27 protein-coding genes and 1 tRNA gene are annotated in these 24744 nt (G+C 69.6%); 19 read left to right on the top strand and 9 right to left on the bottom strand.

Annotated features, from left to right (window positions below; all coding sequences use genetic code 11):
- The first annotated feature begins 48 nt into the window (after positions 1 to 48).
- The 3 genes from ACQUSM_RS08935 (at position 49) to ACQUSM_RS08925 (ending at position 2617) form a co-directional block, all read left to right on the top strand.
- Entirely contained in the window at positions 49 to 825 is a 777-nt protein-coding gene (locus tag ACQUSM_RS08935) for a molybdopterin synthase (protein ID WP_435117860.1), read from the top strand.
- A gap of 256 nt (positions 826 to 1081) precedes the next feature.
- On the top strand, positions 1082 to 1345 hold the full coding sequence (locus ACQUSM_RS08930) for a DUF7123 family protein (protein ID WP_435117858.1): 264 nt from the start codon (positions 1082 to 1084) through the stop codon (positions 1343 to 1345).
- 126 nt (positions 1346 to 1471) lie between these two features.
- A complete protein-coding gene (locus ACQUSM_RS08925) occupies positions 1472 to 2617 on the top strand; it encodes a site-2 protease family protein (RefSeq protein WP_435117856.1) in 1146 nt (381 codons plus the stop codon).
- Positions 2618 to 2630: 13 nt separating this feature from the next.
- Here ACQUSM_RS08925 and thiL read toward each other — a convergent pair whose 3' ends face one another.
- Positions 2631 to 3512: a thiamine-phosphate kinase gene (gene thiL / locus ACQUSM_RS08920; RefSeq protein WP_435117854.1), complete on the bottom strand. Its 882-nt coding sequence runs from the start codon at positions 3510 to 3512 to the stop codon at positions 2631 to 2633.
- Positions 3513 to 3595: 83 nt separating this feature from the next.
- Between thiL and ACQUSM_RS08915 the strand changes: the two genes are divergently transcribed.
- From ACQUSM_RS08915 to ACQUSM_RS08890, 6 genes are all read left to right on the top strand, one after another.
- The gene (locus ACQUSM_RS08915; protein WP_435117852.1) at positions 3596 to 4630 is read left to right on the top strand and encodes a lysylphosphatidylglycerol synthase transmembrane domain-containing protein; all 1035 of its coding nucleotides are present in this window, start codon (positions 3596 to 3598) and stop codon (positions 4628 to 4630) included.
- Between the two features lie 58 nt (positions 4631 to 4688).
- A complete protein-coding gene (locus ACQUSM_RS08910; protein WP_435117850.1) occupies positions 4689 to 5144 on the top strand; it encodes a 30S ribosomal protein S19e in 456 nt (151 codons plus the stop codon).
- 43 nt (positions 5145 to 5187) lie between these two features.
- Positions 5188 to 5541 carry a DNA-binding protein gene (locus ACQUSM_RS08905; RefSeq protein ID WP_435117848.1) on the top strand — a complete coding sequence of 118 codons (354 nt, stop codon included), beginning with the start codon at positions 5188 to 5190 and terminating at the stop codon, positions 5539 to 5541.
- Positions 5541 to 6131, top strand: coding sequence for a DUF7411 family protein (locus tag ACQUSM_RS08900; protein ID WP_435117846.1), 591 nt, complete (start codon positions 5541 to 5543; stop codon positions 6129 to 6131). The genes ACQUSM_RS08905 and ACQUSM_RS08900 overlap by 1 nt, the downstream gene beginning before the upstream one ends.
- A gap of 37 nt (positions 6132 to 6168) precedes the next feature.
- The gene (gene hisS / locus ACQUSM_RS08895; RefSeq protein WP_435117844.1) at positions 6169 to 7479 is read left to right on the top strand and encodes a histidine--tRNA ligase; all 1311 of its coding nucleotides are present in this window, start codon (positions 6169 to 6171) and stop codon (positions 7477 to 7479) included.
- 173 nt (positions 7480 to 7652) lie between these two features.
- Entirely contained in the window at positions 7653 to 7859 is a 207-nt protein-coding gene (locus ACQUSM_RS08890) for a hypothetical protein (RefSeq protein ID WP_435117842.1), read from the top strand.
- Between the two features lie 7 nt (positions 7860 to 7866).
- Here ACQUSM_RS08890 and trpG read toward each other — a convergent pair whose 3' ends face one another.
- Genes trpG through trpD form a run of 4 tightly spaced genes read right to left on the bottom strand, consistent with a single transcriptional unit; the run spans position 7867 to position 11805 of the window.
- Positions 7867 to 8505, bottom strand: coding sequence for an anthranilate synthase component II (trpG, locus tag ACQUSM_RS08885; protein WP_435117840.1), 639 nt, complete (start codon positions 8503 to 8505; stop codon positions 7867 to 7869).
- Positions 8502 to 10127, bottom strand: a complete 1626-nt coding sequence (gene trpE, locus ACQUSM_RS08880) for an anthranilate synthase component I (RefSeq protein ID WP_435117838.1) — start codon at positions 10125 to 10127, stop codon at positions 8502 to 8504. The genes trpG and trpE overlap by 4 nt, the downstream gene beginning before the upstream one ends.
- Positions 10127 to 10795: a phosphoribosylanthranilate isomerase gene (locus tag ACQUSM_RS08875; protein WP_435117836.1), complete on the bottom strand. Its 669-nt coding sequence runs from the start codon at positions 10793 to 10795 to the stop codon at positions 10127 to 10129. The genes trpE and ACQUSM_RS08875 overlap by 1 nt, the downstream gene beginning before the upstream one ends.
- Positions 10795 to 11805, bottom strand: coding sequence for an anthranilate phosphoribosyltransferase (gene trpD / locus ACQUSM_RS08870; protein ID WP_435117833.1), 1011 nt, complete (start codon positions 11803 to 11805; stop codon positions 10795 to 10797). Before trpD ends, ACQUSM_RS08875 begins: the two co-directional genes overlap by 1 nt.
- A 175-nt stretch (positions 11806 to 11980) precedes the next feature.
- On the opposite strand from trpD, the gene ACQUSM_RS08865 reads away from it, so the two are divergent.
- Positions 11981 to 12055 (top strand) — tRNA-Val (locus ACQUSM_RS08865).
- A 206-nt stretch (positions 12056 to 12261) separates the two neighbouring features.
- On the opposite strand, the gene ACQUSM_RS08860 is transcribed toward ACQUSM_RS08865, so the two are convergent.
- Complete coding sequence (locus tag ACQUSM_RS08860) at positions 12262 to 12609, bottom strand: 2Fe-2S iron-sulfur cluster-binding protein (protein ID WP_435117831.1); 348 nt, start codon at positions 12607 to 12609, stop codon at positions 12262 to 12264.
- 133 nt (positions 12610 to 12742) lie between these two features.
- On the opposite strand from ACQUSM_RS08860, the gene ACQUSM_RS08855 reads away from it, so the two are divergent.
- From ACQUSM_RS08855 to ACQUSM_RS08825, 7 genes are all read left to right on the top strand, one after another.
- Positions 12743 to 14368, top strand: coding sequence for an ABC transporter substrate-binding protein (locus tag ACQUSM_RS08855; RefSeq protein WP_435117829.1), 1626 nt, complete (start codon positions 12743 to 12745; stop codon positions 14366 to 14368).
- A 12-nt stretch (positions 14369 to 14380) separates the two neighbouring features.
- On the top strand, positions 14381 to 15337 hold the full coding sequence (locus ACQUSM_RS08850; protein WP_435117827.1) for an ABC transporter permease: 957 nt from the start codon (positions 14381 to 14383) through the stop codon (positions 15335 to 15337).
- The gene (locus tag ACQUSM_RS08845; RefSeq protein ID WP_435117825.1) at positions 15334 to 16242 is read left to right on the top strand and encodes an ABC transporter permease; all 909 of its coding nucleotides are present in this window, start codon (positions 15334 to 15336) and stop codon (positions 16240 to 16242) included. Before ACQUSM_RS08850 ends, ACQUSM_RS08845 begins: the two co-directional genes overlap by 4 nt.
- Before the next feature lie 6 nt (positions 16243 to 16248).
- A complete protein-coding gene (locus ACQUSM_RS08840) occupies positions 16249 to 17358 on the top strand; it encodes an ABC transporter ATP-binding protein (RefSeq protein ID WP_435117823.1) in 1110 nt (369 codons plus the stop codon).
- Positions 17355 to 18374 (top strand): ABC transporter ATP-binding protein, encoded by a 1020-nt coding sequence (locus ACQUSM_RS08835; protein ID WP_435117821.1) that lies wholly within the window; start codon positions 17355 to 17357, stop codon positions 18372 to 18374. Before ACQUSM_RS08840 ends, ACQUSM_RS08835 begins: the two co-directional genes overlap by 4 nt.
- A 212-nt stretch (positions 18375 to 18586) precedes the next feature.
- On the top strand, positions 18587 to 19936 hold the full coding sequence (locus ACQUSM_RS08830) for a SipW-dependent-type signal peptide-containing protein (protein ID WP_435117819.1): 1350 nt from the start codon (positions 18587 to 18589) through the stop codon (positions 19934 to 19936).
- A gap of 64 nt (positions 19937 to 20000) precedes the next feature.
- A complete protein-coding gene (locus tag ACQUSM_RS08825; protein WP_435117817.1) occupies positions 20001 to 20147 on the top strand; it encodes a hypothetical protein in 147 nt (48 codons plus the stop codon).
- 3 nt (positions 20148 to 20150) lie between these two features.
- On the opposite strand, the gene ACQUSM_RS08820 is transcribed toward ACQUSM_RS08825, so the two are convergent.
- Positions 20151 to 21050: an NAD(P)/FAD-dependent oxidoreductase gene (locus ACQUSM_RS08820; RefSeq protein WP_435117815.1), complete on the bottom strand. Its 900-nt coding sequence runs from the start codon at positions 21048 to 21050 to the stop codon at positions 20151 to 20153.
- Positions 21043 to 22176, bottom strand: a complete 1134-nt coding sequence (locus ACQUSM_RS08815; RefSeq protein ID WP_435117813.1) for an ABC transporter substrate-binding protein — start codon at positions 22174 to 22176, stop codon at positions 21043 to 21045. The genes ACQUSM_RS08820 and ACQUSM_RS08815 overlap by 8 nt, the downstream gene beginning before the upstream one ends.
- Positions 22177 to 22306: 130 nt before the next feature.
- On the opposite strand from ACQUSM_RS08815, the gene ACQUSM_RS08810 reads away from it, so the two are divergent.
- Complete coding sequence (locus ACQUSM_RS08810; protein ID WP_435117811.1) at positions 22307 to 23323, top strand: 5-methyltetrahydropteroyltriglutamate--homocysteine methyltransferase; 1017 nt, start codon at positions 22307 to 22309, stop codon at positions 23321 to 23323.
- The gene (locus ACQUSM_RS08805) at positions 23323 to 24402 is read left to right on the top strand and encodes a methionine synthase (protein ID WP_435117809.1); all 1080 of its coding nucleotides are present in this window, start codon (positions 23323 to 23325) and stop codon (positions 24400 to 24402) included. Before ACQUSM_RS08810 ends, ACQUSM_RS08805 begins: the two co-directional genes overlap by 1 nt.
- A 26-nt stretch (positions 24403 to 24428) precedes the next feature.
- On the opposite strand, the gene ACQUSM_RS08800 is transcribed toward ACQUSM_RS08805, so the two are convergent.
- The gene (locus ACQUSM_RS08800; RefSeq protein WP_435117807.1) at positions 24429 to 24713 is read right to left on the bottom strand and encodes a hypothetical protein; all 285 of its coding nucleotides are present in this window, start codon (positions 24711 to 24713) and stop codon (positions 24429 to 24431) included.
- Positions 24714 to 24744 lie beyond the last annotated feature (31 nt).

Below are 24744 nucleotides of genomic sequence, written 5' to 3'. Positions count from 1 at the left end.
CCGCCCGGCGAGAAAAGGCCTAAGCCGGTCGCCGACCCCCATAGAGCCATGCAGGCTCTCTCTATCGTCGGCCCCGGCGCTGCCGACGTGCGTGACGCCGTCGCAGCACGGGTGGACGGTCGCGTCGCGACGGTCGCTCGGACCGACAGTATCGACGACGTGGCCGCCGCCGGGCGGTTCGAACTCGCCGAGGACGGCGGCTGGACCGCGGCCGGCGACGACCGCTCGTTCGAGTCGCTGCTCGACGACCTCGCGACCGACTACGAGTACGCGGTGATCTCGGGGTTCTCGAAGCTCCGGCTCCCTACGGTCGTCGTCGGCGACGAGGAGGTGCCGGGCGACGTGCTCCGCCGCGTCGACGACGCGAGCGATCTCGACCCCGACGCGCTCGCGGCGGAGCTGGACGAGCTCGATCCGTACGTCACGCTGGAGTCGCTGATTCAACGGGCCAAACAGTCGCCGCTCGCCGAACGCTCCGGCGCTATCGCGACGTTCACCGGCCGCGTACGGGCGAAAGACGCCGAGGACGACAGCCGCACGACCCACCTCAAGTTCGAGAAGTACGAGGGCGTCGCCGAACAGCGGATGGCCGACATCGCCGCGGAACTGGAGGAGCGCGACGGCGTGTTCGAGGTGCTGTTCCACCATCGGACCGGCGTCGTCGTCGACGGCGAGGACATCGTGTTCGTCGTCGTGCTCGCGGGCCACCGCCGCGAGGCGTTCCGGACCGTCGAGGACGGGATCGACCGGCTGAAAGACGAGGTTCCCCTGTTCAAGAAGGAGACAACCGAGGACGAGGAGTTCTGGGTACACGACCGCGCGTGACCCGTGCCCGACGCGGCGGCCGGTTCGATCCGGGGGATTACGCTCCCGATTCGGGAGCCGTAACGCATCTGGAACGGAACCGATGTAGATGGCTTAGAACAGTTCATAAAACGTCTAGAACTCTCTGAACCGCTCGTGAACGATCCGTTTTAGCTCTGTTTCACCGTTCGACCGGCTTGAAACGGTTCGAACTCCGGGGGACGGTCTGGAGTTTATATGCCCCCGTAGGCCGTGGGACGGAGTGAGGCGAACACCAATGAGCGCAACCCGGAACCCCTCCACCGACGGCGTGGCTGAGACTGACGAGCTCTCCAAAGAGGAGCGCCTGACGCGCTACCTGCGTGAGAAGGCCGAGGACGGCGAGATGTACTTCAAGTCGAAGTTCATCGCCGACGAGGTCGACCTCTCCCCCAAGGAGATCGGCGCGCTGATGGTGAAGCTCAGCGACGCCGCCTCCGACCTCGAAGTCGAGAAGTGGTCGTACACGAGCGCGACCACGTGGCGCGTCGAGACGGCCTAGTAACCGCGTCGACCGACTACCGCCGGGCAGCGCACGCCGCCGGCGGTCCCCGCTGACGGTTTCCCTCCGTTCGGTCCCCCTTCTGCCGTACCAAGTCTTATGCGCGAGCGTCGGTAATCGCGACCGATGGCAGACAGATCCGGGTCCGACGAGATCCCCCACCCGGAGGCACTCGACGCGTGGTTCCACCTGACGGCGGTCCGGCGTGACGGCGACCGAATCCGCTACTACGGCGAGTCGCTGGTCCCGCGCTCCCGGCTCGCCGACGAGCTGGTGCCGGCGTTCGAGGCGGCGGGCTACGAGCTCCAGTTCTCGGCCGACGAGGCGGGGAACGACGTGCTGGTCGCCCGCCCGATCGGTTCCTCCGTCGCCTCGGAGACGAACCCCCGGCTCAACGTCGCGCTGCTTGTGGCGACGGTGTTCACGACCATGTTCGTGGGCGCGACCGTCTGGTACTACATCCCGCTCTCGGCGATCGCCGCGAACCCGCTCAGGGTTTTGGAGGCGTGGCCGTTCACCGCCGCGGTGTTGGGGGTGCTGTTGACCCACGAGATGGGGCACTACGTCGCCGGCCGACGACACGGCGTCGACGTGAGCCTCCCGTACGTGATCCCGTTCTACGTCCCGTTCGGCACGATGGGCGCGGTGATCCGGATGCGGAGCCGGGTGCCCGACCGCGAGGCGCTGCTGGATATCGGCGCCGCCGGCCCGCTGGCCGGGCTGGTCGCGACGGTCGTCGTCACCGCGATCGGCGTCTCGCTCGACCCGATGACGGTTCCCCAGCGCGTGCTCCAGGGGACCGGCGAGGCGATCGTCTTCCACAACCCCCCGCTGCTCGACCTGATCGCGACCGCGCTGGGGCAGGAAACCGGCTACAGCGACCCCTCGCAGGCGGTCCATCCGGTGGTGATGGGCGGCTGGATCGGGATGTTCTTCACCGTACTGAACCTCCTGCCCGTCGGCCAGCTCGACGGCGGCCACATCCTCCGTGCCGTGCTCGGACCCAGACAGGAGACGGTCGCCGCGCTCGTCCCCGGTGCGCTGTTCGGGCTCGCGGGCTACCTCTGGTACGTCCGTGATCTCGGGATGCAGAACTCCGTCGGCCTGTGGCTCCTCTGGGGGTTCATCACGCTGTTCGTCTCCTTCGGCGGCGCCGCGAACCCGATCGACGAGACGCCGCTGGGGTGGAAACGCGTCGCCGTGGCAGCGCTGACGTTCGCGCTCGGCGCGCTCTGTTTCCTCCCGGTGCCGATCGAGATCGCGACCGTCTGACCGCCGACCCTGTTCAGTCGTCGCCGTGCGTGTAGCCCCGATCGGGGAGCGACGAACCGTCGGCGGTCACACCGTCTTCGACGACTTCCCCGATCACCGTCGCGTCGGTTCCGGTCGCCTCGACCGCCTCGATCGCGGCGTCGGGATCCGGCGCCGTGAACACGAGTTCGAAGTCCTCGCCGACGTGGGCCGCACAGTCCCGGCGGTCGGACTCGCTCTCGGCGACTGCGTCGACGGCCGGATGGACCGGGAGTCGGTCCCAGTCGATCGCGAAGCCGCAGTCGCTCGCCTCCGCTAATTGGTGGAGCGAGCGTGCCAGCCCGTCGCTGGAGTCCATCATCGCGCTCGCGTGGCCGCGGAGGGCGCGTCCGGCGGCGACTCGGGGAGTGAACCGGAACAGCTCGTTCCCCGACTCGGTGTCGCCTGCAGCAAACCGACGGAGGGCGGCCGCCGTCCGGCCGAGTTCGCCCGTCACACAGACCACGTCGCCGGGGCTCGCGCCGTCCCGGTAGATCGGTTCGTCGACGTGGCCCACCGCGGTGGTCGCGGTCGTGAACTCCGTGTGCTCGTCGAGGTCGCCGCCGACGTACTCGGCGCCGACCAGTTCGCAGACCTCGCTCGCGCCCCGGACGAACGCCGAGAGCGCCGCGTCCTCGAACTCGGGGGCGGCGTAGACGGCGACTGCACAGGTCGCGTCGGCACCCATCGCCGCCAAGTCCGAGAGCGAGGCGCCGACGGCGCGCCAGCCGGCCGTCTCCCGGGTCGTCCCCGCCGGGAAATCCGAGCGCTCGTGGAGCATGTCGGTCGTGATCGCGAAGTCGTCGACGACGGCAGCGTCGTCACCCGCGGCGGGCACCGTCGCCGCCAACGCTGCCAGCGCGCTTCGCTCGTCCATGTCCCGGCGTGGGCGGGCGCTCCGGATAAACCCCATCGACCGCCATCGGAGGCTTGAAACGCGTCCCGAGAGTTCCACCCGGCATGGATACCGACCGGCTCAAGGCCACACTGGTTGGCTTCGCCGGCGCGATCGCCGTGCTCGCGCTGCTGCTCTACTTCGTCGGTGTCGGCGATCTGCTGCGGTACCTCCGGGACGCCGACGCGGCCACCGTCGGGCTGGTCATCGCGGTCACGGTCGCGTGGCTGTTCGCGTGGGGACTGGCGCTCCGGACGGTGTTGGACGTGCTCGGGCAGCACGTCTCGCCGATCAAGACGTTCCTCGTGTTCTCGGGGGCGATGTTCAACAACAACGTCACGCCGTTCGGACAGGCCGGGGGGGAGCCCGTGACCGCGCTGCTGATCTCGAAGGTGACCGACAGCGACTACGGCACCGGGCTCGCGGCCATCGCGAGCGTCGACACGCTCAACTTCGTCCCCTCGATCATCCTCGCGCTGCTGGGGATGGGGTACTTCGCGACGCAGACGACGTTCAACGCGCGGCTGGAGTCGGCGTCGATCGTCGTGGTCGGGCTCGCGGTCGTCGTCGTCGCCGGCCTCGTGTTCGGCTGGCGGAACCACGAGCGAGTGGAGGCGGCGGTCGTGAGTCTCGGGGCGCGTGCCGGCCGGCTCGCCGGCGAGTACGTCCCGCGCGTCGCCGACCCCGGACGCGAAGCGGTCGAGAAGCGCGTGAGCCACTTCTTCGAGGCGATCGAGCGCGTCGCGACGAACCCCCGGGGGCTCGTGCTCGCGCTGCTATTCTCCGCGCTGGGCTGGGGGCTCCAGATGTCGGGGCTGTGGCTCGCGTTTCGGGCGATCGGGGAGCCGGTGAGTCTGGCGGCGGTGATGTTCGTGGTCCCGATCGGCGCCATCGCGGGGATGACCCCGCTGCCAGGCGGCGCCGGCGGGATCGAGGCCGTCCTCGTCTTCCTGCTCGTCGCTGCGCCGCTGCCGGGCGTCACCGAGTCGGTCGCGCTCGCGGCGGTCGTGATCTACCGCGGCGCGGTGTTCTGGGTGCCGGTCGTGCTCGGGGGTCTGGTCATGGGGACCGTCGGTGCGGGCGCCCGCGCCAGCGCCTGACACCCTCACGGGAGGCCGATACGATGGGTTTATCCGGAGCAGGGAAGAATTCCTCCCTATGGCAACCCTCTACGACGTTCCGGCGGAGGACCTCATCGAGGCCCTCGCCGAGGAGCTCGACGGCCGTATCGAGGAACCCGACTGGGTGGAGTTCACCAAGACGAGTGTCGACCGCGAACTCCCGCCCCAGCAGGAGGACTTCTGGCACGTTCGTACGGCCAGCCTCCTGCGGAAGGTGGCGGTCCGCGGCCCCGTCGGCGTCGAGCGACTCGCGACGGAGTACGGCGGCTCGAAGAGCGGCACGACGCGCTACCGCGTCTCCGGTAACGAGCACACCGGCGGCTCCCGCAAGATCATCCGGACCGCGCTCCAGCAGCTCGAGGACGAGGGCCTCGTGGAGACGGCGAAGGGTGAGGGTCGACGCGTGACCGACGAGGGGCGGAGCCTGCTCGACACCGTCGCGAGCGAGACGCTCGAGGACCTCGACCGGCCGGAGCTCCAGAAGTACGCGTAACGACGCCGCAATCGTTTTGCGCGGAGAGCAGTAACAGCTACCTATGAGTGGCAACCCCGACGAAGACCGACTCGAAGAGCTTCGCCAGGAGCGACTCGAAGAGCTGCAGGAGAAAGCCGGCGGCGACGACGCCCAGCGGCAGGCCGCCAAGGAACAGCAGGAGCGCGCCAAGGCCCAGCAGGACGCGCTGCTGAAACAGCATCTCACCGACGACGCCCGCCAGCGGCTCAACGCCGTCGAGATGAGCAAGCCCGAGTTCGCCGAGAAAGTCAAGCGGCAGGTGACCGCGCTGGCACAGAGCGGCCGGGTGCAGGGGCAGATCGACGAGGAGAAGATGAAGCAGATCCTCCGCGAGCTGAAGCCCGAGGAGAAGAGCTTCGACATCCGCCGGCGCTGATGGAGCTGGCGCTCCTCTACAGCGGCGGCAAGGACTCCTCGCTCGCGGCCCTGATTCTCGACCGGTTCTACGACGTGACGCTCGTGACCGCCCACTTCGGGGTCACCGAGGAGTTCGAGAACGCCCGCGCGGCCGCCGACGCGCTGGGGTTCCCGTTCGACACGGTCGAGCTCGACCGTGACGTCGCGGAGGAAGCCGTCGACCGAATGATCGAGGACGGCTACCCGCGGAACGGTATCCAGCGCGTCCACGAACACGCGCTGGAGGTGGTCGCCGAGCGCGACGTGGTCGCCGTCGCGGACGGCACCCGCCGGGACGACCGGGTGCCGACCGTCTCCCGCGCCACCGCACAGAGCCTGGAGGACCGCCACGGGATCGACTACCTCTCGCCGCTGGCGGGGTTCGGTCGCGGTGCGGTCGACCGACTGGTCGAGCAGGAGCTCGACGTGGAAACCGGCCCGAGCGAGGAGATCGCCCGCGCCGACTACGAGGGCGAACTCCGCGAACTGATCCGCGAACGCGAGGGCGAAGACGCCGTCGAGACGGTGTTCCCCGATCACGACCAGACAATCGTCCGCGGGCTGGCCTAACACAGGATTCAAGCGCCGGCGGCCGGAACTCCCGGCCATGTACGACCGCCTGAAGGGGTTCAAGGATTTCTACCCCGACGAGATGGCCGCCCGTCGCGAGGTCGTCGACACGACCGAAGAGGTGGCCCGCCGCTACGGCTTCCGGGAGATCGCGACGCCCGCGCTCGAGGACGTGGGGATGTACGTCGACAAGTCCGGCGAGGGGATCGTCGACGAACTGTACAACTTCACCGACAAGGGCGGTCGCGAGGTAGCCCTCACCCCCGAGCTCACGCCGACGGTCGCTCGGATGGTCGTCGCGAAGCAGCAGGCGCTCTCGAAGCCGATCAAGTGGTTCTCCACGCGGCCGTTCTGGCGGTACGAGCAGGTCCAGCAGGGGCGGTTCCGGGAGTTCTACCAGACCAACGTCGACATCTTCGGCTCCGCCGAGCCCGAGGCCGACGCCGAGATCCTCGCGTTCGCCGCGGACACGCTCTCGGAGTTGGGGCTGCCCGCCTCGGAGTTCGAGTTCCGCGTCTCCCACCGGGACATCCTCGGCGAGCTCCTGCGGTCGTTCGACGAGAACGTCGACGTACAGGAGGCGATCCGGGCAGTCGACAAGAGCGAGAAGGTCGACCGTGCTGAGTACCTCGGTCTGCTGGCGGATGCGGGGCTCTCGATCGAGGACGCGGAGGCGTTCGACGACCTGCTCGCGGCCGGGAACGATGATCTGGACGCGCTGCTGGCCGAGGTCGATCGGCCGACGCTCACCGACGCCGTCGAGAACCTGCAGGCGGTGCTGTCGGCGGCCGAGGACTTCGGCGTCCGCGAGCACTGCCGAGTGTCACTCCGGACCGCTCGCGGCCTCGACTACTACACCGGCGTCGTGTTCGAGTGCTTCGACACCGAAGACCGCGTCTCCCGGGCGATCTTCGGCGGCGGCCGCTACGACGACCTGATCGAGTCCTTCGGCGGGCAGCCCACCCCGGCTGTGGGCGTCGCGCCTGGCGTGATGAACTCGACGCTGCCGCTGCTGCTGCAGGAGGCCGGCGTGTTCCCGGAGGAAGCGGTCTCGACGGACTACTACGTACTCACGGTCGGCGACACCCGCGAGGTGGCCGCCCGGATCGCCCGCGAGCTCCGGGCAGCCGGGAACGTCGTCGAGACCGACGTGTCCGACCGGAGTTTCGGCGCCCAGATGGGGTACGCCGACTCGATCAACGCCGAGACGGTCGTGATCGTCGGCGAACAGGACCTCGCGAACGACGAGGTCACCGTCAAGGAGATGGCGAGCGGGGACCAGACCACCGCACCCGTCGACGAGTTCCCCGGCGATCGCGAGCAGCCACGCTACGAGGACTTCGCGTAGTCCAGTAGCGCCGCTGCCCGTCGGCGAACAGGCGACTGCCGCTCCGTGCCGGGTGTGTCGCACTCCCGCCTCGTCCCCGACACGGCGGTTCTCAGCGCATACGGGTGGTGGTCGCGCTCTCCTACTTGAACTCGGCCCCCAGAGTTATGCTGTCGCGCGGCCCACCTCGGAGTATGTCCACCACACTCCCGGCGGCGTCGCTGGCGCTCCTGCAGCTACCGATGCCGGAGGGGCCGATCGGGCAGGCGCTGATCGCCGTCGTCGCTATCGGTATCGTGATCCTCGTCGGTCGAGTCGTGCTCAGTATCGCGTGGAAACTGGTGCTGATCGCGTCGGTGCTGATCGGCGCGCTCTGGCTGGTGACGACGTTCCTCGGCTAAGGCCGAATCACGGAAGCGCGCCGTCGAGGAAGTTGCCGATCACGTCGTGGCCGACGGCCGTGAGCACCGACTCGGGGTGGAACTGCACGCACTCGATCGGGTGCTCGCGGTGACGGACGCCCATTACGAGCTCCTCACTCGCTCCGTTTTCGCGTTCGTCCAGCGTCGTCGCCGTCACCGCGAACTCGCCGGGCACGTCCGTCGCGACCAGCGAGTGGTAGCGTCCCGCCTGAAACCCCTGTTCGAGCCCCTCGTAGACGCCCTCGCCGTCGTGTTCGACCGGGAACGCCTTCCCGTGGATCGGCCGCGGGGCGTGTCCCACCTCGCCGCCGTACTCGAACACGGCGGCTTCCAGACCGAGGCAGACGCCGAGCGTCGGCACGTCGGGGCTGATCTCCCGGAGCACGTCCATCGTGAGCCCCACGTCGCGCTCGTTTTTCGGGTGGCCCGGGCCGGGGCTGATCACCACGGCGTCGGGGTCGATCTCGCGTACGCGGTCGAGTGAGGCGGTGTTTCGCAGGACCTCGACGTCGGCGTCGGGCGCGCCCTCGCCGACGTACTCCACAAGGTTGTAGGTGAACGAGTCGAAGTTGTCGACGAACAGCACCGTCGGCGCCTCGCCGTCGTCGGTCGCCGGGGTGCTCATGGCTCACCTCCTTCGATACGCTCCAGCGCGTCCAACACGCCGCGGACCTTCTGTTCGGTTTCCTCGTACTCACTCTCCGGGTCGCTGTCGGCGACGACGCCCGCGCCGGCGCGGACGTGAACCTCGTCGCGGTCGCCGTGTTCGACCGTCGCGGTCCGGATCACGATCGCCGTGTCGGCGTCGCCGGTCCAGGAGAAGTAGCCGACGCCGCCGCCGTACACGCCGCGGGGGTTCTCCTCCAGATCGTCGAGCAGTTCCATCGCACGGACCTTCGGTGCGCCGGTGAGGGTTCCGGCGGGGAACGCCGCTCTGGTGGCGTCGAAGCCGTCGAAATCGGGATGAAGACGCCCGGTGACGGTCGACTCGATGTGCTGGACGTGGCTGTACTTGAGCACGTTCATGAACTCCTCGACGCGCACCGAACCCTGCCGGGACACCTGCCGCACGTCGTTTCTGGCGAGATCGACCAGCATCGTGTGTTCGGCGCGTTCCTTGTCGTCCGCGAGCAGTTCGCCCGCGAGGCGGCGGTCCTCGACGGGGCTGGCGCCGCGGGCGCAGGTGCCCGCGATGGGGTTCGAGACCACGCGCTCGCCGGTGACCGAGACGAGCGTCTCGGGGCTCGCGCCGACCACTGAACGATCGCCGAACGAGAGCAGGTACATGTACGGCGAGGGGTTCACCGCCCGCAGCGACTCGTAGAGCCCGAGCGTGTCCAGATCGCCCGCGATCTCGTGGCTGCGGGAGACGACCCCCTGGTACACGTCGCCGTCGAGGACGTGCTCCTGCATCTCGCTCACGGCGTCCTCGTACTCGTCGTGGGCGCCGGCAGTGGCCGTCTCGCGGTCGAACCCTCGGGTTTCGGGTGGGGTAGCGGCCGCGAGGTCGCCGGCGACGGATTCGGCCTCGGCTTCGAGTCGGTCGTAGACAGCCCCCGGGTCGTCGTCCGCGGCGACGACGGGGGTGAACACCAGTTCGACGGTTCCCTCGCGGTCGTCGAACGCCAGCGTCCGTGTCGTGAGGACGAACTGCGCGTCCGGCACGACGGGGTCGGGGCGGTCGACGCCCACCTCGTCGAGGTGGAGGTCGTACACCGCGTCGTACGCGAGGAAGCCGACGAGGCCGCCGTCGAGTCGCTGCCGGTCGCTGGCCTCGAAGCCGACGCGTTCGACGCCCGGGAGCGCGAGTCGCAGGCGGTCGAGCGTATCGGGGTCGTCCAGATCCTCGCCGCAGGCGCCGACCTCCGCGCCGGCGTCGGCGTCGAGCCCGTCGAGGAACCGCGCGGCAGGACCGAACCCTTCGACCTCGGTTCGGTCGGGGTAGACGGAGACCAGCGCCTCGGGGTCGTAGCCGACGAACGAGAACCGGGCGTGGCGGTCGGCGTCGTCGTCGCCGCCGTCGCTGTGGCCGTCTGCGGGGGCGAACGCCCCCGCGGGGTCGCTCGAAGCCACTTTCTCGGCGCTCTCGAGCAGGAACGTGTGGTCGCTGCGGTCCGACAGCGCGGCGTAGGCCGACAGCGGCTCCGTCTCGGTGTCGAGCGTCGCGGTGAGCCGGGCGACTGCGGGGCCGTCCACGTCGGCGAGAAGATCCGCGAACGCCTCGCGGGAGCGGTCGAACGACGGCATCAGGCGCCCTCCGCCGGGGGCTCCGTGTCGGCTGCACGGGTCGCTTCCGTGACGAACGCCGCCAGCGCGTCGTGGTCCTTTCGACCGGGCTCGTCGTCGCGTTCGACGCCGCTTGCCACGTCGACGGCGAAGGGATCGACCGTCGCCACGGCTTCACGGACGTTCTCGGGCGTGAGCCCGCCGGCGAGCACGAGGGGGGTCGAGAGCTCTTCGCGGAGCTCGCGGGTCTGTTCCCAGTCGTGCGTCTCGCCCGTGCCGCCGGCGTCTGTCTCGGTCAGCGAGTCGACGAGCAGCGCGTCGGCGGCGCCGTCGAGTTCGACAGCGCGGTCGCGGTCGTCGGCGCTGACGGCGACGACCACGTCGACGCCTGCGCGCTCGCGGATCTCTCGAACGTCGTCGGGGCCGAACTCGCCGTGGATCTGCAGGGCGTCGGGGTCGACGCGGTCGGCGACCTCGACGGCCGCGCCGACGCTCTCGGGGATCGTGACGGCGACGGTCGTGACGAACGGTGGAGCCGTGTCGGCCAGCGTCGCTGCGCGTTCGGGGGAGAGTTCGCGGGGCGTGTCGACGCCCACGTCGGTGATAAAGCCCAGCGCGTCGGCGCCGGCGTCGACCGCCGCGTGAACGTCCGCCTCGGTGCCGAGGCCACAGAGCTTCGCCCGGACCATCACTCCGCCTCGACCGACTCGCCACAGAGCGCGGCGAACTTTTCGGCGGCGTCGCCCTCGTCGATCGCCGCGGCGGCCTGCTCGACCCCGTCCGCGAGGTCGTCGGCGAGCCCGGCGACGTAGATCGCCGCGCCGGCGTTCGCGAGGATCACGTCCCGCTTCGGCCCGGTCACGTCGCCGGTGACGATCCCCCGCAGGTCCGCGGCGTTCTCCTCGGGCGTGCCGCCGGCGATGGCGTCGACGGGCGCGCTGTCGAGGCCGAGATCCGCGGGCTCGACCGTGTACTCGGTGACCGTCTCCCCCTCGACCTCGGCGACCGTCGTGGGGCCGTGGAGCGCGATCTCGTCCATCCCGTCGCCGTGGACGACGAGCGCGTGCTCGACGGGCATGTGGGTGAGCGCCTCGGCGATCTGTGGGACGAGCTCCTCGCTGTAGACGCCGAGCACCTGCGCGTCGGCGCCGGCGGGGTTGGTCAGCGGCCCGAGCACGTTGAAGATCGTCCGCATCCCGAGCTCCTTCCGCGGGCCGATCACGGCCTTCATCGCGGGGTGGAACACCGGCGCGAGCATGAAGCCGATTCCGTCGCGCTCGATCGCGTCCTCAACCGCGGGCGGTTCGGCCTCCACGTCGGCGCCCGCCACTTCGAGCACGTCGGCGCTCCCGGAGGAGGAGGAGACGGAGTAGTTGCCGTGTTTCGCCACCGCGACGCCCGCGCCGGCGGCGACGATCGCGCTGGTGGTCGAGACGTTGATCGTGCTGTAGTCGTCGCCGCCGGTGCCGCAGGTGTCGACCAGCGGTGCGCCGTCGGGGTCGATCGTGCGCGCGGCGTCGCGCATCCCCTGCGCGAAGCCGGCGATCTCGGCCTCGGTCTCGCCTTTGGCCCGCAGCGCGGTCAGCAGCGCGCCGATCTGTGCCTCCGTCGCCTCCTCGAAGACCAGCGTCGCGGCCTCGCGGGCTTCGTCGACGCTCAGGTCCTCGCCGTCGGTCACGCGTTCGATGAGTTCCTGCATGGGTGGGGGATCCGGATGTACGGATTGGGTGTATAGTGTACAACTTTGTTCATTGACTTAACGCTGTCGTGTGTCCGGGTGGCACGGCGGGTGGTGGGGAATCACCTGCCGGAGTCGACTTTCGAAACCTTCAACTAAACCCGCGCGGTAGATAGGGTGCGAAGTAAGCCCGGTCGGGTTGGTAGTCTAGTCCGGTTATGACACCTCCTTGACATGGAGGAGGCCGGCGGTTCAAATCCGCCCCAACCCACTTTTCGGCGGCACCCTTGACGATGAGCCGCGAGCGTAGCGAGCGGCTCGAGGAACCGTGCCGCCGTAAATGCGGTTCACGGCGGATTTGAAGCAGGGAGTGGAGCGAGCACCGCGAGCGGAACGACCGTGGTTCAGAATCCGCCCCAACCCACTTTCTGACGGCGCAACGACGAGGGGCAATAGCGACGAGCCTACTACCCCACACTACGACTCGTCACTCCCCGACGAATCAGGCAGTAACTGCCCCCACATCACCTTCTCCACCAGCCGCACCGTCATCGCTCCTTCCACCGTAATCCGACACGAGAGCCGCGGATACCCGAACCGTTCAGCTGCCGAGTCGTGCCAGTGCGTCGGCGCCGGGCCGTCCTCGATTTCCACCCCACACGTCCCACACAGCCCCCGGCCGCCGCAGTTGGCGTGTTTCGAGACGCGCCCGTACACCTCGAACCCCGCCTCGCGCAGCGCGTCCCGGAGCGTCCGCCCGCGCTCGACATGGATCGTCGCGCGGTCGTCGCCGTCGAAGACAGTCACGGGAACCGTCTCGTTCATGCCCGCGCGTTCGCGCCCCGACACCGTGAGTCCCGGGGTCGGCGGCGTGCCGCCGCCGAACGTCGCTAGCCAACCGCCCGCGCCGTGTGTGTACCGTGGAAGCTTTACCCGCCCCGCCGCTCCGTATCCAGTAATGCAGGGCGAGGACACCGCGACCGGCCGCCGAACGTTCCTCTCGGCGGTCGGCGGCGCGGCGGCGGCAGCGATGGCCGGCTGTACCGGCGGCGACGGCACCCCCACCGACGACACCGACGTGCCGTCCGTGACCGAGTCGGCGTCGACCCCCGAGGGCGGCCCACAGTCGGGGGGTACCCTCCGGGTCGGCTTCGAGTCCGAACTCACGGGGCTCGACCCCCACCAGACCGAGAGCGTGGTGTCGTGGGTCGTCGTGTTCAACGTCTGCGAGACGCTGATCACGTTCGAGGACGGCGCGCCCGCGGGCCGGCTCGCGACCGACTGGGAGATCGGCGACGACGGCCGCACGTACACGTTCACGCTGACGGAGGACGCCCGCTTCCACCCGCCCGTCGACCGAGGGATGACCGCCGAGGACGTGGTGTACTCCTTCGAGCGCATGAACCAAGAGGCGGCGATGGGCGCGGACCTCTCGGCGGTCGAGTCCGTCGAGGCGACCGGCGAGTACGAGGTCACCTTCACCCTCGCGGAGACGTTCGCACCCTTTTTCAGCTTCCTCGGGCGCGTCCCGTGGGTCGTCGTTCCGGAGGAGGCCGTCGAGGCACAGGGCGGCGAGCTCGGCGACTTCCAGGAGCCCGTGGGGACGGGCCCGTTCCGGTTCGAGGAGCACGAGCCCGGCGAGCAACTCACCCTCGCGGCGTTCGACGACTACCGCGACGCGGACACCCCGCTGCTCGACGCCGTCGAGATCACCCCCATCCCCGACGCCGACTCCCGCGTCGCCGCGCTGCGGGGCGACGACGTGGACATGGTCCGCGGCGTCTCCGGCAGCGACGCGGCGACGCTCCGCGACGACGACGAGACGAAGCTCTCCCGCCAGCAGGGGACCGAGTGGGGGCAGGTCCACATCAACTGCAGCCAGCCGCCGTGGGACGAGCCCGCGGTCCGTCGCGCGGTCGCCCACGCGATCGATCGCGGGGCGATCGTGGAGGCGGCCGTCTCGGGCTACGGGCAGGCGGCGTGGCAGCCCTACGCCGAGGACAGCATCTGGCACTACGACCTCGGCGACAGCCGGCGCACCCACGACCCCGAGCGCGCCCGCGAGATCCTCGACGAGGCGGGCAACCCCCTCGACGGGGAGACGCTGACGATCAAGACCAACTCCCGCTACGGGCTGATGGAGACCACCGCGGACCTGCTGGTCGCCCAGCTCGCCGAGGCCGGCATCGACGCCGAGACCGAGACGCTGGAGTGGGCGACCCAGCTCTCCGATTTCGTCGGCGGCAACTTCGGCGCGATGGCGTTCTCGGTCCCGTTCAAGATCGACCCCGACCGGCACTACTACGGGTTCATCCACCCCGACGGCGCCCAGTACAACCACTACGGCGAGGACCAGCCCGACGCCGAGCGGATGTACGAACTCTTAGAGCGGGGGCGCAGCGAGACCGACGAGGCGGCCCGCGTCGAGACGTACACCGAGTTCGAGAAACTGGTGAACAAGAACTGCCCGTGGATCTCCGTCGCTCGCGCCGACGGCATCTCCGGGCTGCGCTCGAACGTGTACGGGATTCAGCCGTGGCTGCTGCCGTACACGCGCTACTGGACGATGTGGAAGGGGGAGTGAGCGACGAGGGCGATGGTCTCACGGCTGCAGGCGTTCCTGATCCGGCGGCTGCTCTGGGCGCTGCCGGTGCTCGGGCTGGTGTCGGTGACGATCTTCGGCCTGATCAGGCTCGTCCCCGGCGACCCCGCGATCGTGATGCTGGGCGCCGACGCGTCGCCGGCGCAGCTCGCCGCCGTCAGAGCCGAACTCGGGCTGAACGACCCCCTGCCCGTGCAGTACGTCGACTACGTCACCGACGCGCTGCGGGGTGATCTCGGCCACTCGTACGTCACCGACCGCGCGGTCAGCGCCGCGATCGCGTCCCGCCTCCCCACCACGCTGTTTCTCACGCTCGCGGGGTTTCTGGTGTCGCTGACGATCGCGATCCCTGCGGGGCTGCTGAGCGCGACGAACCGCGGCGAGTGGCTCGACGGCGTCGGCCTCGGCTTCGGCCTGCTCGGCGTCTCGATCCCGAACTTCTGGCTGGGGATCCTCCTCCTGCTGCTGTTCGGCGTCAACCTCGATTGGCTCCCCGTCGCGGGCTACGTCTCGCCGCTCGAAGACCCGATCGAGGGGGTCAGATATCTGCTCCTGCCGGGGATCACGCTCGGCACCGCGATGGCCGCCGTCGTCACTCGGATGCTGCGCTCGGAGCTGCTCGAAGAGCTGCGCCGGGAGTACCTCGACGCCGTCCGGATGAAGGGGACGAGCGAGCTCCGGGTGCTCGCCCACGCGACGAAGAACGCGTTCATCCCCGTGGTGACGGTGATCGGGATGCAGTTCGGCTACCTGCTCGGCGGCTCGGTCGTGATCGAGCAGGTGTTCTCGATCCCCGGGATGGGGCGGCTGCTGATCGACGCGATCGGGAGCCGGGACTACATCACCCTCCAGGGCGTCGTGCTCGTCTACACCACGTTCTTCGTCGCGGTCAACATCGTCGTCGACGGCGCGTACTTCTACCTGAACCCGAAGCTGCGGGGTGAACAATGAGCGAGCGCGACGCCGCCACCGACGGCACCGCGGCCGAGCGGCCGGACTCGCCACTCCGCCGCCGCGGCCGGGCGTTCGCCGCACGCTTCCGCCGGAACACCCTCGCGATGGGCGGGCTCGTCGTCACGGCGGCGTTCCTGCTGCTCGCGCTGCTGGCGCCCGTGCTCGCGCCGTACGACCCCGCGGCCGTCGACGTGCCCGCGCGCCTGCAGGGCCCCAGCCTCGCCCACCCGTTCGGCACCGACCGTTACGGCCGGGACCTGTTCTCGCGAGTGCTGTACGGCGCCCGGATCGCGCTGCAGGTCGCCGTCGCCACCCCGCTGGTCGCGGGCGTGGTCGGCGTCCCGATCGGGCTGGTCGCGGGCTACGTCGGCGGCCGCGTCGACGACGCGCTGATGCGGCTGATGGACTCGATCTTCGCGTTCCCCGCGATCCTGCTCGGGCTGACGCTCGTCGCGGTGTTCGGGCAGTCGCTGACCAACATCGTCGCCGCGCTGGGGATCGTCTACATCCCGCAGTTCGCCCGCGTCACCCGCGGCAGCGCCGTCTCCGTCGTCGAGGAGGAGCACGTCCGGGTCGCGCGCTCGCTGGGGGCCTCACACCTCCGGATCGTGCTCGTCCACGTCCTGCCGTTCTGCCTCTCGGCGATCCTCGTGCAGGCAACCGTGACGGCCGCGCTGGCGATCGTGCTCGAATCGTCGCTCTCTTTCCTCGGCGTCGGCGTCCCCTCGCCCCGGCCCTCGTGGGGGTCGATCCTCCGGGTCGGCAAGGGGTACGTCGACAGCGGCGAGTGGTGGTACAGCGTGTTCCCCGGCGTCGCGATCGTGGTCGCCGTCCTCGGGTTCAATCTGCTCGGCGACGGCCTGCGCGACGTGCTCGACCCCCGAACCGACCCCAACAGGTGACTCACGATGGTTGACACCCCCACTCCCGACGGACGCGACGACGCGGCGGACGACCAGCCGCTCCTCCGGGTCGAGAACCTCCGTACGACGTTCGGCCGCCGCGACCCGCTGGTCGCCGTCGACGGGATCAGCTACACTCTCGGGACGGGCGAGACGCTGGGGATCGTCGGCGAGTCCGGCGCCGGGAAGTCCGTCTCCGTGCGCTCGCTCGTCGGGCTGATCGACGAGGGGCGGGTCGAGGGATCGGTCGAGTGGCGCGGCGAGGAACTGATCGACGCCCCGCAGCGAACCCTCCGCTCGGTCCGGGGGTCGGGGATCGGGATGGTGTTCCAGAACGCCGAGGCGGCGTTCGACCCGACCGAAACCGTCGGCGCCCAGATCGTCGAGGCGGTCCGCGCGAGCCGCGATCTGTCGAAGCAGGCCGCCCGCGCCGAGGCGGTCGATCTGCTCGAAGAGGTCGGGATCGGCGATCCCGAAGGTCGCTTCCGGGATTACCCCCACGAGTACTCCGGCGGGATGGCCCAGCGCGCGGTGATCGCGATGGCGCTCGCCGGCGAGCCGGACCTGCTGATCGCCGACGAGCCGACGACGGGGCTGGACGTGAGCGTGCAGGCCGGCATCGTCGACCTGTTCCGCGAGCTCGTCGCCGAACGGGAGATGTCGCTGCTGCTGATCAGCCACGATCTCGGCGTCGTCTCCCAGCTCTGTTCGCGGATCATGGTGATGTACGCCGGCCGGATCGTCGAGCGCGGCAGCCGGAAACAGCTGCTCGGCTCCCCCCGCCACCCCTACACGCAAGCGTTCCTCCGCAGCGTCCCCGACGTGGACGAGCGCCGCGACCTCGAACCGATCGGCGGCGCGCCGCCCAGCCTCGAAGACCCGCCCGCCGGCTGTCGGTTCCACCCGCGCTGTCCCGCGGCCGAGGCGGGGCTCTGTGACGGCGCGGCGCCGCCGACGGTCCGGTTCGCGGACGGCGCCGACGAGGCGGCCGTGGGCGGCGGGAGCGACGCCGGCCACGAGGCGACCTGCTACGCCTACACCGACGCGCATCCGGGCGACGACTACGACCGCTCGGCGGTCGCGTCGATCGAGTGGAACGAGGAGGTGGACGAATGACCGACCCCCTGCTCTCGGTTCGGGGCCTCACGCGTCACTACGCGGTCCGGTCGGGGATCCTCAAGCGCAAGACCGGGGCGGTTCGGGCGGTCGACGGCGTGAGCTTCGACCTCCAGCGCGGCGAGACGCTGGCAGTCGTCGGCGAGTCGGGCTGCGGGAAGTCGACGCTCGCGGAGACGGTGATCGGGCTCGACGAGCCCACGACGGGGGAGGTGATCTTCGACGGGGACTCCCTCGCCGACGGCGTCGACAAGGCGTTCCGCCGCCGGGTCCAGATGGTGTTTCAGGACCCGTTCTCGACGCTGAACGAGCGCATGACCGTCGGCCGGATCGTCGCCGAGCCGTTGGTGATCCACGACGAGCGCGAGGGCGACCGGGCGGCGTACGTCCGGGATCTGCTCGAGACGGTCGGGCTCGACCCCGAACGGCACTACGACGCGTTCCCCCACGAGCTCTCGGGCGGGCAGCGCCAGCGCGTGGGCATCGCCCGCGCGCTCGCGCTCGACCCCGACCTGCTCGTCCTCGACGAGCCCGTCTCCGCGCTCGACGTGAGCGTCCGGGCCGGCATCTTGGAGCTCCTGCGAGAGCTACAGGCCGAGCGCGGGCTGACGTACCTGCTGATCAGCCACGACGTGAGCGTCGTCCGGCAGCTCGCCGATCGCGTGGCGGTGATGTACCTCGGTGAGTTCGTCGAACTCGGCGACCTCGGAACCGTCCTCGACGACCCGGCCCACCCCTACACGGAGGCGCTGCTGTCGAGCGTCCCCAGAGTCCGCGCCGAGCCCGAACCGGACGAGCGGATCCACCTCCCGGGCTCGCCGCCGGACCCCGCCGACCCCCCCGAAGGCTGTCGGTTCCACCCGCGGTGTCACTTGCGCGAGCGCCTCGACGACGAGGCGGCCGACCGCTGTGTCGCCGCGGACCCCGAACTCGTCGAGCGAGAGTCGGGCGGGGAGCCCCGCTCGGCCGCGGCGGACGGTCGAACCGTCGCGTGTCACTTCCGCCCCGACGAGTAGCTGCCGTCGCTCGTTTTCTCTCTCCCCGCTCGTCGGCCGGTACGAACACCGTACCTCGCCGACAGCGTCTCCCTGTCCGCGGATCGGCCGTTCCGAACTCCACGTTCGCTCGCGGCGTGGCGACTCGTAACTAATCCCGTCCGGCGACAGGGGAGCAGTAACCGATCGGGGTCGACGGTCGACGGCGACCCCGCCCCGTTCGGAGATCAATCATGACCGACGACAACTCCATCAGACTGTCCCGACGGAAGGTACTCGGCGGCGTCGGAGCCATCGGGCTCGCGAGCGCGGGCGCCGGGCTCGGCACGACCGCGTACTTCACCGACACCGAATCGTTCACCGGCAACAGCCTCGAGGCGGGTGACCTCGACCTGTTCGTCCACGTCGACTACTCGGAGGATCAGGGCAGCTACGCACAGTACAGCACGCCCCCGGGGACGTTCATCGACGGCAACGTCGTGGGCGGGGGCGACGGCGAGCCCATCAGCATCCAAGTCACCGACCTGAAGCCGGGTGACTCCGGCGAGGGCGAGTTCTGTTTCTCGATCGTCGACAACCCCGCCTACCTCTGGATCTGCGGCGCGCTGACCGAGAACGCCCAGAACGGGACGACCGAGCCCGAGCAGGACGCCTTGGAACAGCAGTACGACTCGATCCCCGCGGGCGGCCAGTTGGCCGACGCGATGACGGTGACCATCTCCTACTGCACCGAGCAGGAGAGCGACGGCGAGACGACCACCGTGATCGGCGACGAGATCGTCTCGGGGTCGCTCGCGGAGGTCATGGCGGTGCTCGCGGCCGGGGTGCCCCTCGCCGGCGACGGCGACGCCGACGCGCCCGTCGCGAACCGTCCCACCTTCGAGGGCGTAGACGACGAGACCCACACCGCGGAGACGTGTCTCTGCTTCGAGTGGGAACTGCCGCCCGAGGTCGGCAACGAGGTCCAGACGGACTCCGTCGCGTTCGACATCGAGTTCTACGCCGAGCAGGCCCGGCACAACGACGGGACGCTCAACCCCTGCGTCGACGCCGCCTACAGCGCCAACTACGTCAACCCCGACGGGATCGCCCAGCCCATCCCCAACGGTGTGGCTCACGTCGACGTAGCCTACGGCGAGGAGCACGTGGTCTACGCGATCACGTTCGACGAGCCCGCGGGCAGCCAGTACAGCCTCGCGGACCCGAACTTCGCGAGCGCGAACTTCTCGCTGCCGTTCGACGTGGAGGACGACGGCACGTACGACTTCCAGGTGGCCTGGAACGTCGACGGCAACGACGCGTTCCACTACTCGGGGGTCACCAGCGCGCCCGCGTGGGCGAAGGACACCGCCGCCGGCTGGTCGGCGCTCCCCTCGGGGTTCACCGCCGTCAGGTTCGGTTCGCAGGCGTTCGTCAGCGTCCCCCGGTCGGAACTCGAAACCGGCGGGAACGCCTACGGCTTCGGCTTCAACGCCAGCGCCGGCGGCGAGCAGCCCTCGGTGTCGATCCCCACCGGCGGCCCGTACTCCTCGAACGCCAACTGGACTTCGAGCGAGAACAGCCAGCCGGAGACCGTCCAGTAGGCTCGATCGCGGGCCGAACGGCGGCATTCCCCCGATCTAACCCGACGACCCCGGAGATGACCGAATGAGGACGTGTCGACGAATCCTCGCCCGGCTACGGGCGGCCGTCGCCCCCGCGACCGGCCGCCGCGTCTCGAAGCGAACGGTCCTTCTCGTGCTCTCGGCGCTGTTTCTCCTCCTGCTCGTCGCCGGCTGGCTGGCCGGCCGCTGACCGTCAGCGTCCGTCGAGGTACGCCTCGATCTCGCTGTTGTCGACGGCGTCGAGCACCGCTTCGGTGTCGAGGTGGCCCGCGAGCCGCCGGTGGCCCTCGTAGCGCAGCCGTTCGATCTCCGCGGGCGAGCGGGCGGTGTCAAACGCACGGTCGATGTAGCGCTCCCGAAGTCGATCGATCTCGGCCTCGTCGGCATCGGTGTCGCCGAGTTCGTTCTCGAACCACTCCCGCCAGCGCTCGCGCTCGGCCCAGTCGCCGCTGAACTCACTCTCGGGCCGCAGCCAGTCGTAGACGGGCGCCACCTCGCCGGCCAGCCCCTCCGCTTCCCGGCGATCCTGTAGGAGCGTCCGGGCGACGTGGGCGCCGTGGCCGGCGGCGGTGATCGCCTGCGCGTTGCGCTGCTCGGTCGGCGCCGCGACGTAGAGCCCCTCGACTGCCGTGGAGCCGTCGGCGTTCGGGAAGTCGCGATCGAGCTGTTCGCGCTCCTCGCCGTGGTGCTCCTCGGTCTCGAACATCCCCCCGTCGTCGAGCGGCTGGAGGTAGGACGCGTCGTACCACGCGGCGGCGACGACGGACCGCGCCGTCACCGTCTCCCCGTCGGCGGTTTCGACGCGGAACTGCTCCCCGTCACGCTCGACGGACTCGACGAGGTCGGCGACCCGCGTCGCCCCGGCGGCGTCGAGGTGGTCGTGGAGCAGCGCCGTCAGCGTCTCGGGATCGATCCCGCCGGGGAACCCGGGGTAGTTCTCGACGAACGCCGCGCGGGCCAGCGCGGCGTTGCCACGGTCGTAGACGACGGTGTCGAGGCCGTACCGCGCGGTGAAGATCGCGGCCCCGGTGCCGCTCGGGCCGCCGCCGACGACGACCACGTCCCGGTCCGGCGCGTCGGCAGCCTCAGGCATCGAACTCCCCGGTCACGATGTCCGCGACGCGCTCGCGGTCGAACAGCTGCTCGCCGCCGAACTCCTCGGGGTAGAGCCCCTGTGCGGCGGATTCGAGCTGGAACAGGTGGATGATCGGCCCCTGATAGGTCAGGCCGCCGTAGATCACGCGGTCGTTCTGGACCGCGGTGAGGTCGCTCGCGACGTCGTCGTTCTCCAGCGGTTTGCGGACGTTCTCGTCGAAGTACTCCTCGGTGATCTCGCCCTGCAGGCGGACCGCGAGCGCGTCGGGGTCGATCTCCAGCAGCGTCTCGAAGTCGATCTCGCCGCCGCCGGCCTGCGCGTCGGTGATCCCGTGCTGGGCGAGCGCGTCGCCGACGCCCAGATCGCGCCACTGCTTGGCCTGCGTCCCCTCGCCGATCAGGTAGGGGTAGAACGACTCCGGCGGGATCCCGGCGGGGTACAGCAGCGCCACGTCGGGCCGCTCCTCGGGGAGCCGTTCCTGCACGTCGGCGAGCACCTCGTCGTGGAGCGTGGCGAACGCCTCGTAGCGTGCTCGCTGCTGGAACAGCTCGGCCATCTTCTCGAACGCCTCGTACATCGAGTAGTACTCGTAGTCGTGCCAGTCGTACGCCCGGGAGAACGTCGTGTTCCCCACGAACGGGCCGACGTTCTCGGTGATCTCCGTCACGTCTTCCTGCCCCCAGCCGAGGCGGTTGATCATGAAGTTCGGGTCGATCACCTGCACGTCGGCGCCGACCTCGTAGAAGATCTCCTTGTCCGTCCCGCCGTCGTACAGCGCCGTCAGCTCCTCTTCGTCGACGGCGACGCCGGGCAGCTCGTCGTAGTAGTGGGTACCGTAGCGCGCCTTGAGCCCGATCCCTCGCAGCCCGTCGGCCTGCCCGAGCGCGACGCCCATGTCGGCGTAGTCGCCCGTGTACGGCAGCCAGCTCTCGGGCACCTCGTCGAACGCGACCTCCCCGACGGGCGCCATCGTCACCGTGTACCCCGACTCGGGCGTCGCAGTCGCCGTCTCCCCGTCGGTCGGTATGTCCGTCGACGTCGATCCCGCACAGCCCGCGAGCAGTCCAGCGCCGGCGACGGCGCCCGTTCCGAGCAGCTTCCGCCGCGTGACGTGTTTCGCCATATGTTTTGGCTAGCCTAAACAGCTATAGTCGTTGCGATCTTTCGGCGGGCCTAAACCTCGGCACGGTGAAATTACTCAAGGGCATTTCTGCATAGGAATTATTAAGCTACTGCATCCGTTACGCCTCCCCATGACCGACCGAGTCGCGACCACGCTGGGACTGTATCCGCTGCCCGACTGGGCGAAAGACGAGCTCTCGGACCTGAAGGGGCATCAGAAAGGCGACCTCGTCGACGGGAGCGAGGGGCCCGAGATCCGCGAGGCGTACGAGCGCGTCCGCGAGGAGCTGATCGAGGATCAGCGTGCGGCCGGCCTCGACCGGATCGTCGAGGGGCAGGGTCGCTGGGACGACTTCCTCGCCCACCCGCTGGCAGTCCACGACGCCGTGGAGGCGGGTGGGATCGTGCGCTACTACGACAACAACAACTTCTATCGCGACCCCCGCGTCGTCGACGAACTCACGGCCAGCGGTGACGTCCCCGCCGAACTCGACGCGGCGACGGGGCTGCTCGAAGACGACGACTCCCTGCAGGCCGTCCTCCCCGGCCCCTACACGCTCGCCGAACTCGCGACCGACGAGCACTACGGGGACGAGGCGGAGTTCCTCGCGGCCATCGCGGCGTTCCTCGCCGGCGAGGCCGAGGCGCTCCCGGCCCACGAGACGCTGTTCCTGCTCGACCCCTCGCTGGTGACCGACCCGCCGGCGGACGACGAGAACGAGCGCGTCAGCGACGCGGTCGACACCGTCGCCGCCGCGACCGACGCCGACGTGGTGCTCCAGAGCTACTGGGGCGCCCACGAGGAGAAGACGTACGCCCACCTGATGGACGCCGACGTCGACGCGTTCGGCTTCGACTTCGTCGCCGGCGACCGCGACGCCCACCTGTACAACGTCACGGAGTTCGGCACGAAAGAGTCGATCTCGCTGGGTCTCGTCGACGGGCAGAACACCGCCGTCGAGAGCCCCGAAACCGTCGCCGAACGGATCGACTGGGTGCAGGAGCAGATCCCCAGTCAGACGTTCGACACCGTCTACGCCACGCCGAACACCGAACTCGCCTACCTCCCCGTCTCGACGTACCGCGAGAAGCTCTCCGTGCTCGCGGCGGCGGCCGAGATCGCGCCGGAGACGGAGGTGAGCGCCTGATGGCCCGCGACGCCGACAACCGCGAGCAGTTCCGCCCCGACGACCACGCACACGACCACTTCCTGCTGACCAGCGTCGTCGGCTCCTACCCCAAGCCGACGTGGCTCAACCGCGCCGACGACCTCGTCGACGACCCCGAGTCGTCGTTCGACGAGGCCGACCTCGACGAGGCGCACGACGACGCCTGCCGGCTCATCACCGAGGAGCACGAGCGTGCGGGACTGGACACGGTGGTCGACGGCGAGATGCGCCGCAACGAGATGGTGGAGTTCTTCGCGGAACGTATCGACGGCTACGAGTTCAACGGCCCCGTGAAAGTGTGGGGCCACAACTACTTCGACAAACCGAGCGTCGTCGAGGAAGTCGAGTACGACGAGCCGTGGCTGGTCGACGAGTTCGAGTTCACCGACGAGGTGGCCGAGCGCCCGGTGAAAGTGCCGATCACCGGTCCATACACCCTCGCGAACTGGGCGTTCGACGAGCACTACGGCGACAGCGAGGCGCTGGCGTACGACCTCGCGGACCTGGTGAACGAGGAGATCGAGAAGCTCGTTGAGGCGGGCGCCCGCTACATCCAGATCGACGAGCCCGCGCTCGCGACGACGCCGGACGACCACGCCATCGTCGGCGGCTGTCTGGAGCGCATCGTCGACGGCGTGCCCGACGAGGTGCGCGTGGGGCTGCACGTCTGCTACGGCGACTACTCCCGGATCTACCCCGAACTCAACGAGTTCCCGATCGACGAGGTCGACCTCGAACTCTGCAACGGCGACTACGAGCAGATCGAGACGTTCGCTGATGGGAACTTCGCGCCCGACCTCGCGCTCGGCGTCGTCGACGCCCACACCGCCGAAGTCGAGAGCGTCGAACAGATCGAGCAGAACATCCGCGAGGGGCTGAAAGTGGTCCCCCCGGAGAAGCTCACCATCTCGCCGGACTGCGGACTGAAACTCCTCCCCCGCGAGGCGGCCTACCAGAAGACCGAGAACCTCGTGACGGCCGCGCGGAACGTCGAGGCCGCTCTCGACGCCGGCGAGATCGACGTGCCGGCGCGGGACGTGGCCACTGCGGACGACTGAGAGACGACAGAACGGCGGGGTCTGCGTTACTCGTCGCTCGACTCGATCACGTCGACGACGGGCCCCGATTCGACGGTGTCGCCGTCCTCGGACTCCCCGTCGCTGGGCGTCGGCAGGAACGGCGCGATCAGTGCGGCGACGGCCAGCAGCACCGACGCGTACCGAACGGCGTCGACGTACCAGTCCTCGGGTTCGAGGTCTTCGGGGTTCTCGTAGCCGACCAGCATCGAGCGCGCGCCGATCTCGATCGACTTCTCGGGGAGGGCAGCGCCGGCGACGCCAGCGACGAACGTGATGGCTCTCAGGAGCATACACGAACCGTTCGGTCCCCGGACACGAGGC

The sequence above is a fragment of the Halolamina sp. C58 genome (assembly GCF_051195095.1).
In the GTDB taxonomy this organism is placed as follows: Archaea; Halobacteriota; Halobacteria; order Halobacteriales; family Haloferacaceae; genus Halolamina.
This window is presented reverse-complemented; position numbering and strand designations above follow the sequence as displayed.

Bases quoted from the DNA above. Each gene is read 5' to 3' on its own strand.
- ACQUSM_RS08810 (WP_435117811.1), top strand. From the start codon at position 22,307: ATGACCGACCGAGTCGCGACCACGCTGGGACTGTATCCGCTGCCCGAC.
- ACQUSM_RS08875 (WP_435117836.1), bottom strand. From the start codon at position 10,795: ATGGTCCGGGCGAAGCTCTGTGGCCTCGGCACCGAGGCGGACGTTCAC.
- ACQUSM_RS08890 (WP_435117842.1), top strand. From the start codon at position 7,653: ATGTCCACCACACTCCCGGCGGCGTCGCTGGCGCTCCTGCAGCTACCG.
- ACQUSM_RS08830 (WP_435117819.1), top strand. From the start codon at position 18,587: ATGACCGACGACAACTCCATCAGACTGTCCCGACGGAAGGTACTCGGC.
- ACQUSM_RS08825 (WP_435117817.1), top strand. From the start codon at position 20,001: ATGAGGACGTGTCGACGAATCCTCGCCCGGCTACGGGCGGCCGTCGCC.
- ACQUSM_RS08805 (WP_435117809.1), top strand. From the start codon at position 23,323: ATGGCCCGCGACGCCGACAACCGCGAGCAGTTCCGCCCCGACGACCAC.
- ACQUSM_RS08905 (WP_435117848.1), top strand. From the start codon at position 5,188: ATGAGTGGCAACCCCGACGAAGACCGACTCGAAGAGCTTCGCCAGGAG.
- ACQUSM_RS08820 (WP_435117815.1), bottom strand. From the start codon at position 21,050: ATGCCTGAGGCTGCCGACGCGCCGGACCGGGACGTGGTCGTCGTCGGC.
- ACQUSM_RS08935 (WP_435117860.1), top strand. From the start codon at position 49: ATGCAGGCTCTCTCTATCGTCGGCCCCGGCGCTGCCGACGTGCGTGAC.
- ACQUSM_RS08840 (WP_435117823.1), top strand. From the start codon at position 16,249: ATGGTTGACACCCCCACTCCCGACGGACGCGACGACGCGGCGGACGAC.
- ACQUSM_RS08845 (WP_435117825.1), top strand. From the start codon at position 15,334: ATGAGCGAGCGCGACGCCGCCACCGACGGCACCGCGGCCGAGCGGCCG.
- ACQUSM_RS08900 (WP_435117846.1), top strand. From the start codon at position 5,541: ATGGAGCTGGCGCTCCTCTACAGCGGCGGCAAGGACTCCTCGCTCGCG.
- ACQUSM_RS08915 (WP_435117852.1), top strand. From the start codon at position 3,596: ATGGATACCGACCGGCTCAAGGCCACACTGGTTGGCTTCGCCGGCGCG.
- trpG (WP_435117840.1), bottom strand. From the start codon at position 8,505: ATGAGCACCCCGGCGACCGACGACGGCGAGGCGCCGACGGTGCTGTTC.
- ACQUSM_RS08855 (WP_435117829.1), top strand. From the start codon at position 12,743: ATGCAGGGCGAGGACACCGCGACCGGCCGCCGAACGTTCCTCTCGGCG.
- hisS (WP_435117844.1), top strand. From the start codon at position 6,169: ATGTACGACCGCCTGAAGGGGTTCAAGGATTTCTACCCCGACGAGATG.
- ACQUSM_RS08800 (WP_435117807.1), bottom strand. From the start codon at position 24,713: ATGCTCCTGAGAGCCATCACGTTCGTCGCTGGCGTCGCCGGCGCTGCC.
- trpD (WP_435117833.1), bottom strand. From the start codon at position 11,805: ATGCAGGAACTCATCGAACGCGTGACCGACGGCGAGGACCTGAGCGTC.
- trpE (WP_435117838.1), bottom strand. From the start codon at position 10,127: ATGCCGTCGTTCGACCGCTCCCGCGAGGCGTTCGCGGATCTTCTCGCC.
- thiL (WP_435117854.1), bottom strand. From the start codon at position 3,512: ATGGACGAGCGAAGCGCGCTGGCAGCGTTGGCGGCGACGGTGCCCGCC.
- ACQUSM_RS08930 (WP_435117858.1), top strand. From the start codon at position 1,082: ATGAGCGCAACCCGGAACCCCTCCACCGACGGCGTGGCTGAGACTGAC.
- ACQUSM_RS08910 (WP_435117850.1), top strand. From the start codon at position 4,689: ATGGCAACCCTCTACGACGTTCCGGCGGAGGACCTCATCGAGGCCCTC.
- ACQUSM_RS08860 (WP_435117831.1), bottom strand. From the start codon at position 12,609: ATGAACGAGACGGTTCCCGTGACTGTCTTCGACGGCGACGACCGCGCG.
- ACQUSM_RS08835 (WP_435117821.1), top strand. From the start codon at position 17,355: ATGACCGACCCCCTGCTCTCGGTTCGGGGCCTCACGCGTCACTACGCG.
- ACQUSM_RS08925 (WP_435117856.1), top strand. From the start codon at position 1,472: ATGGCAGACAGATCCGGGTCCGACGAGATCCCCCACCCGGAGGCACTC.
- ACQUSM_RS08850 (WP_435117827.1), top strand. From the start codon at position 14,381: ATGGTCTCACGGCTGCAGGCGTTCCTGATCCGGCGGCTGCTCTGGGCG.
- ACQUSM_RS08815 (WP_435117813.1), bottom strand. From the start codon at position 22,176: ATGGCGAAACACGTCACGCGGCGGAAGCTGCTCGGAACGGGCGCCGTC.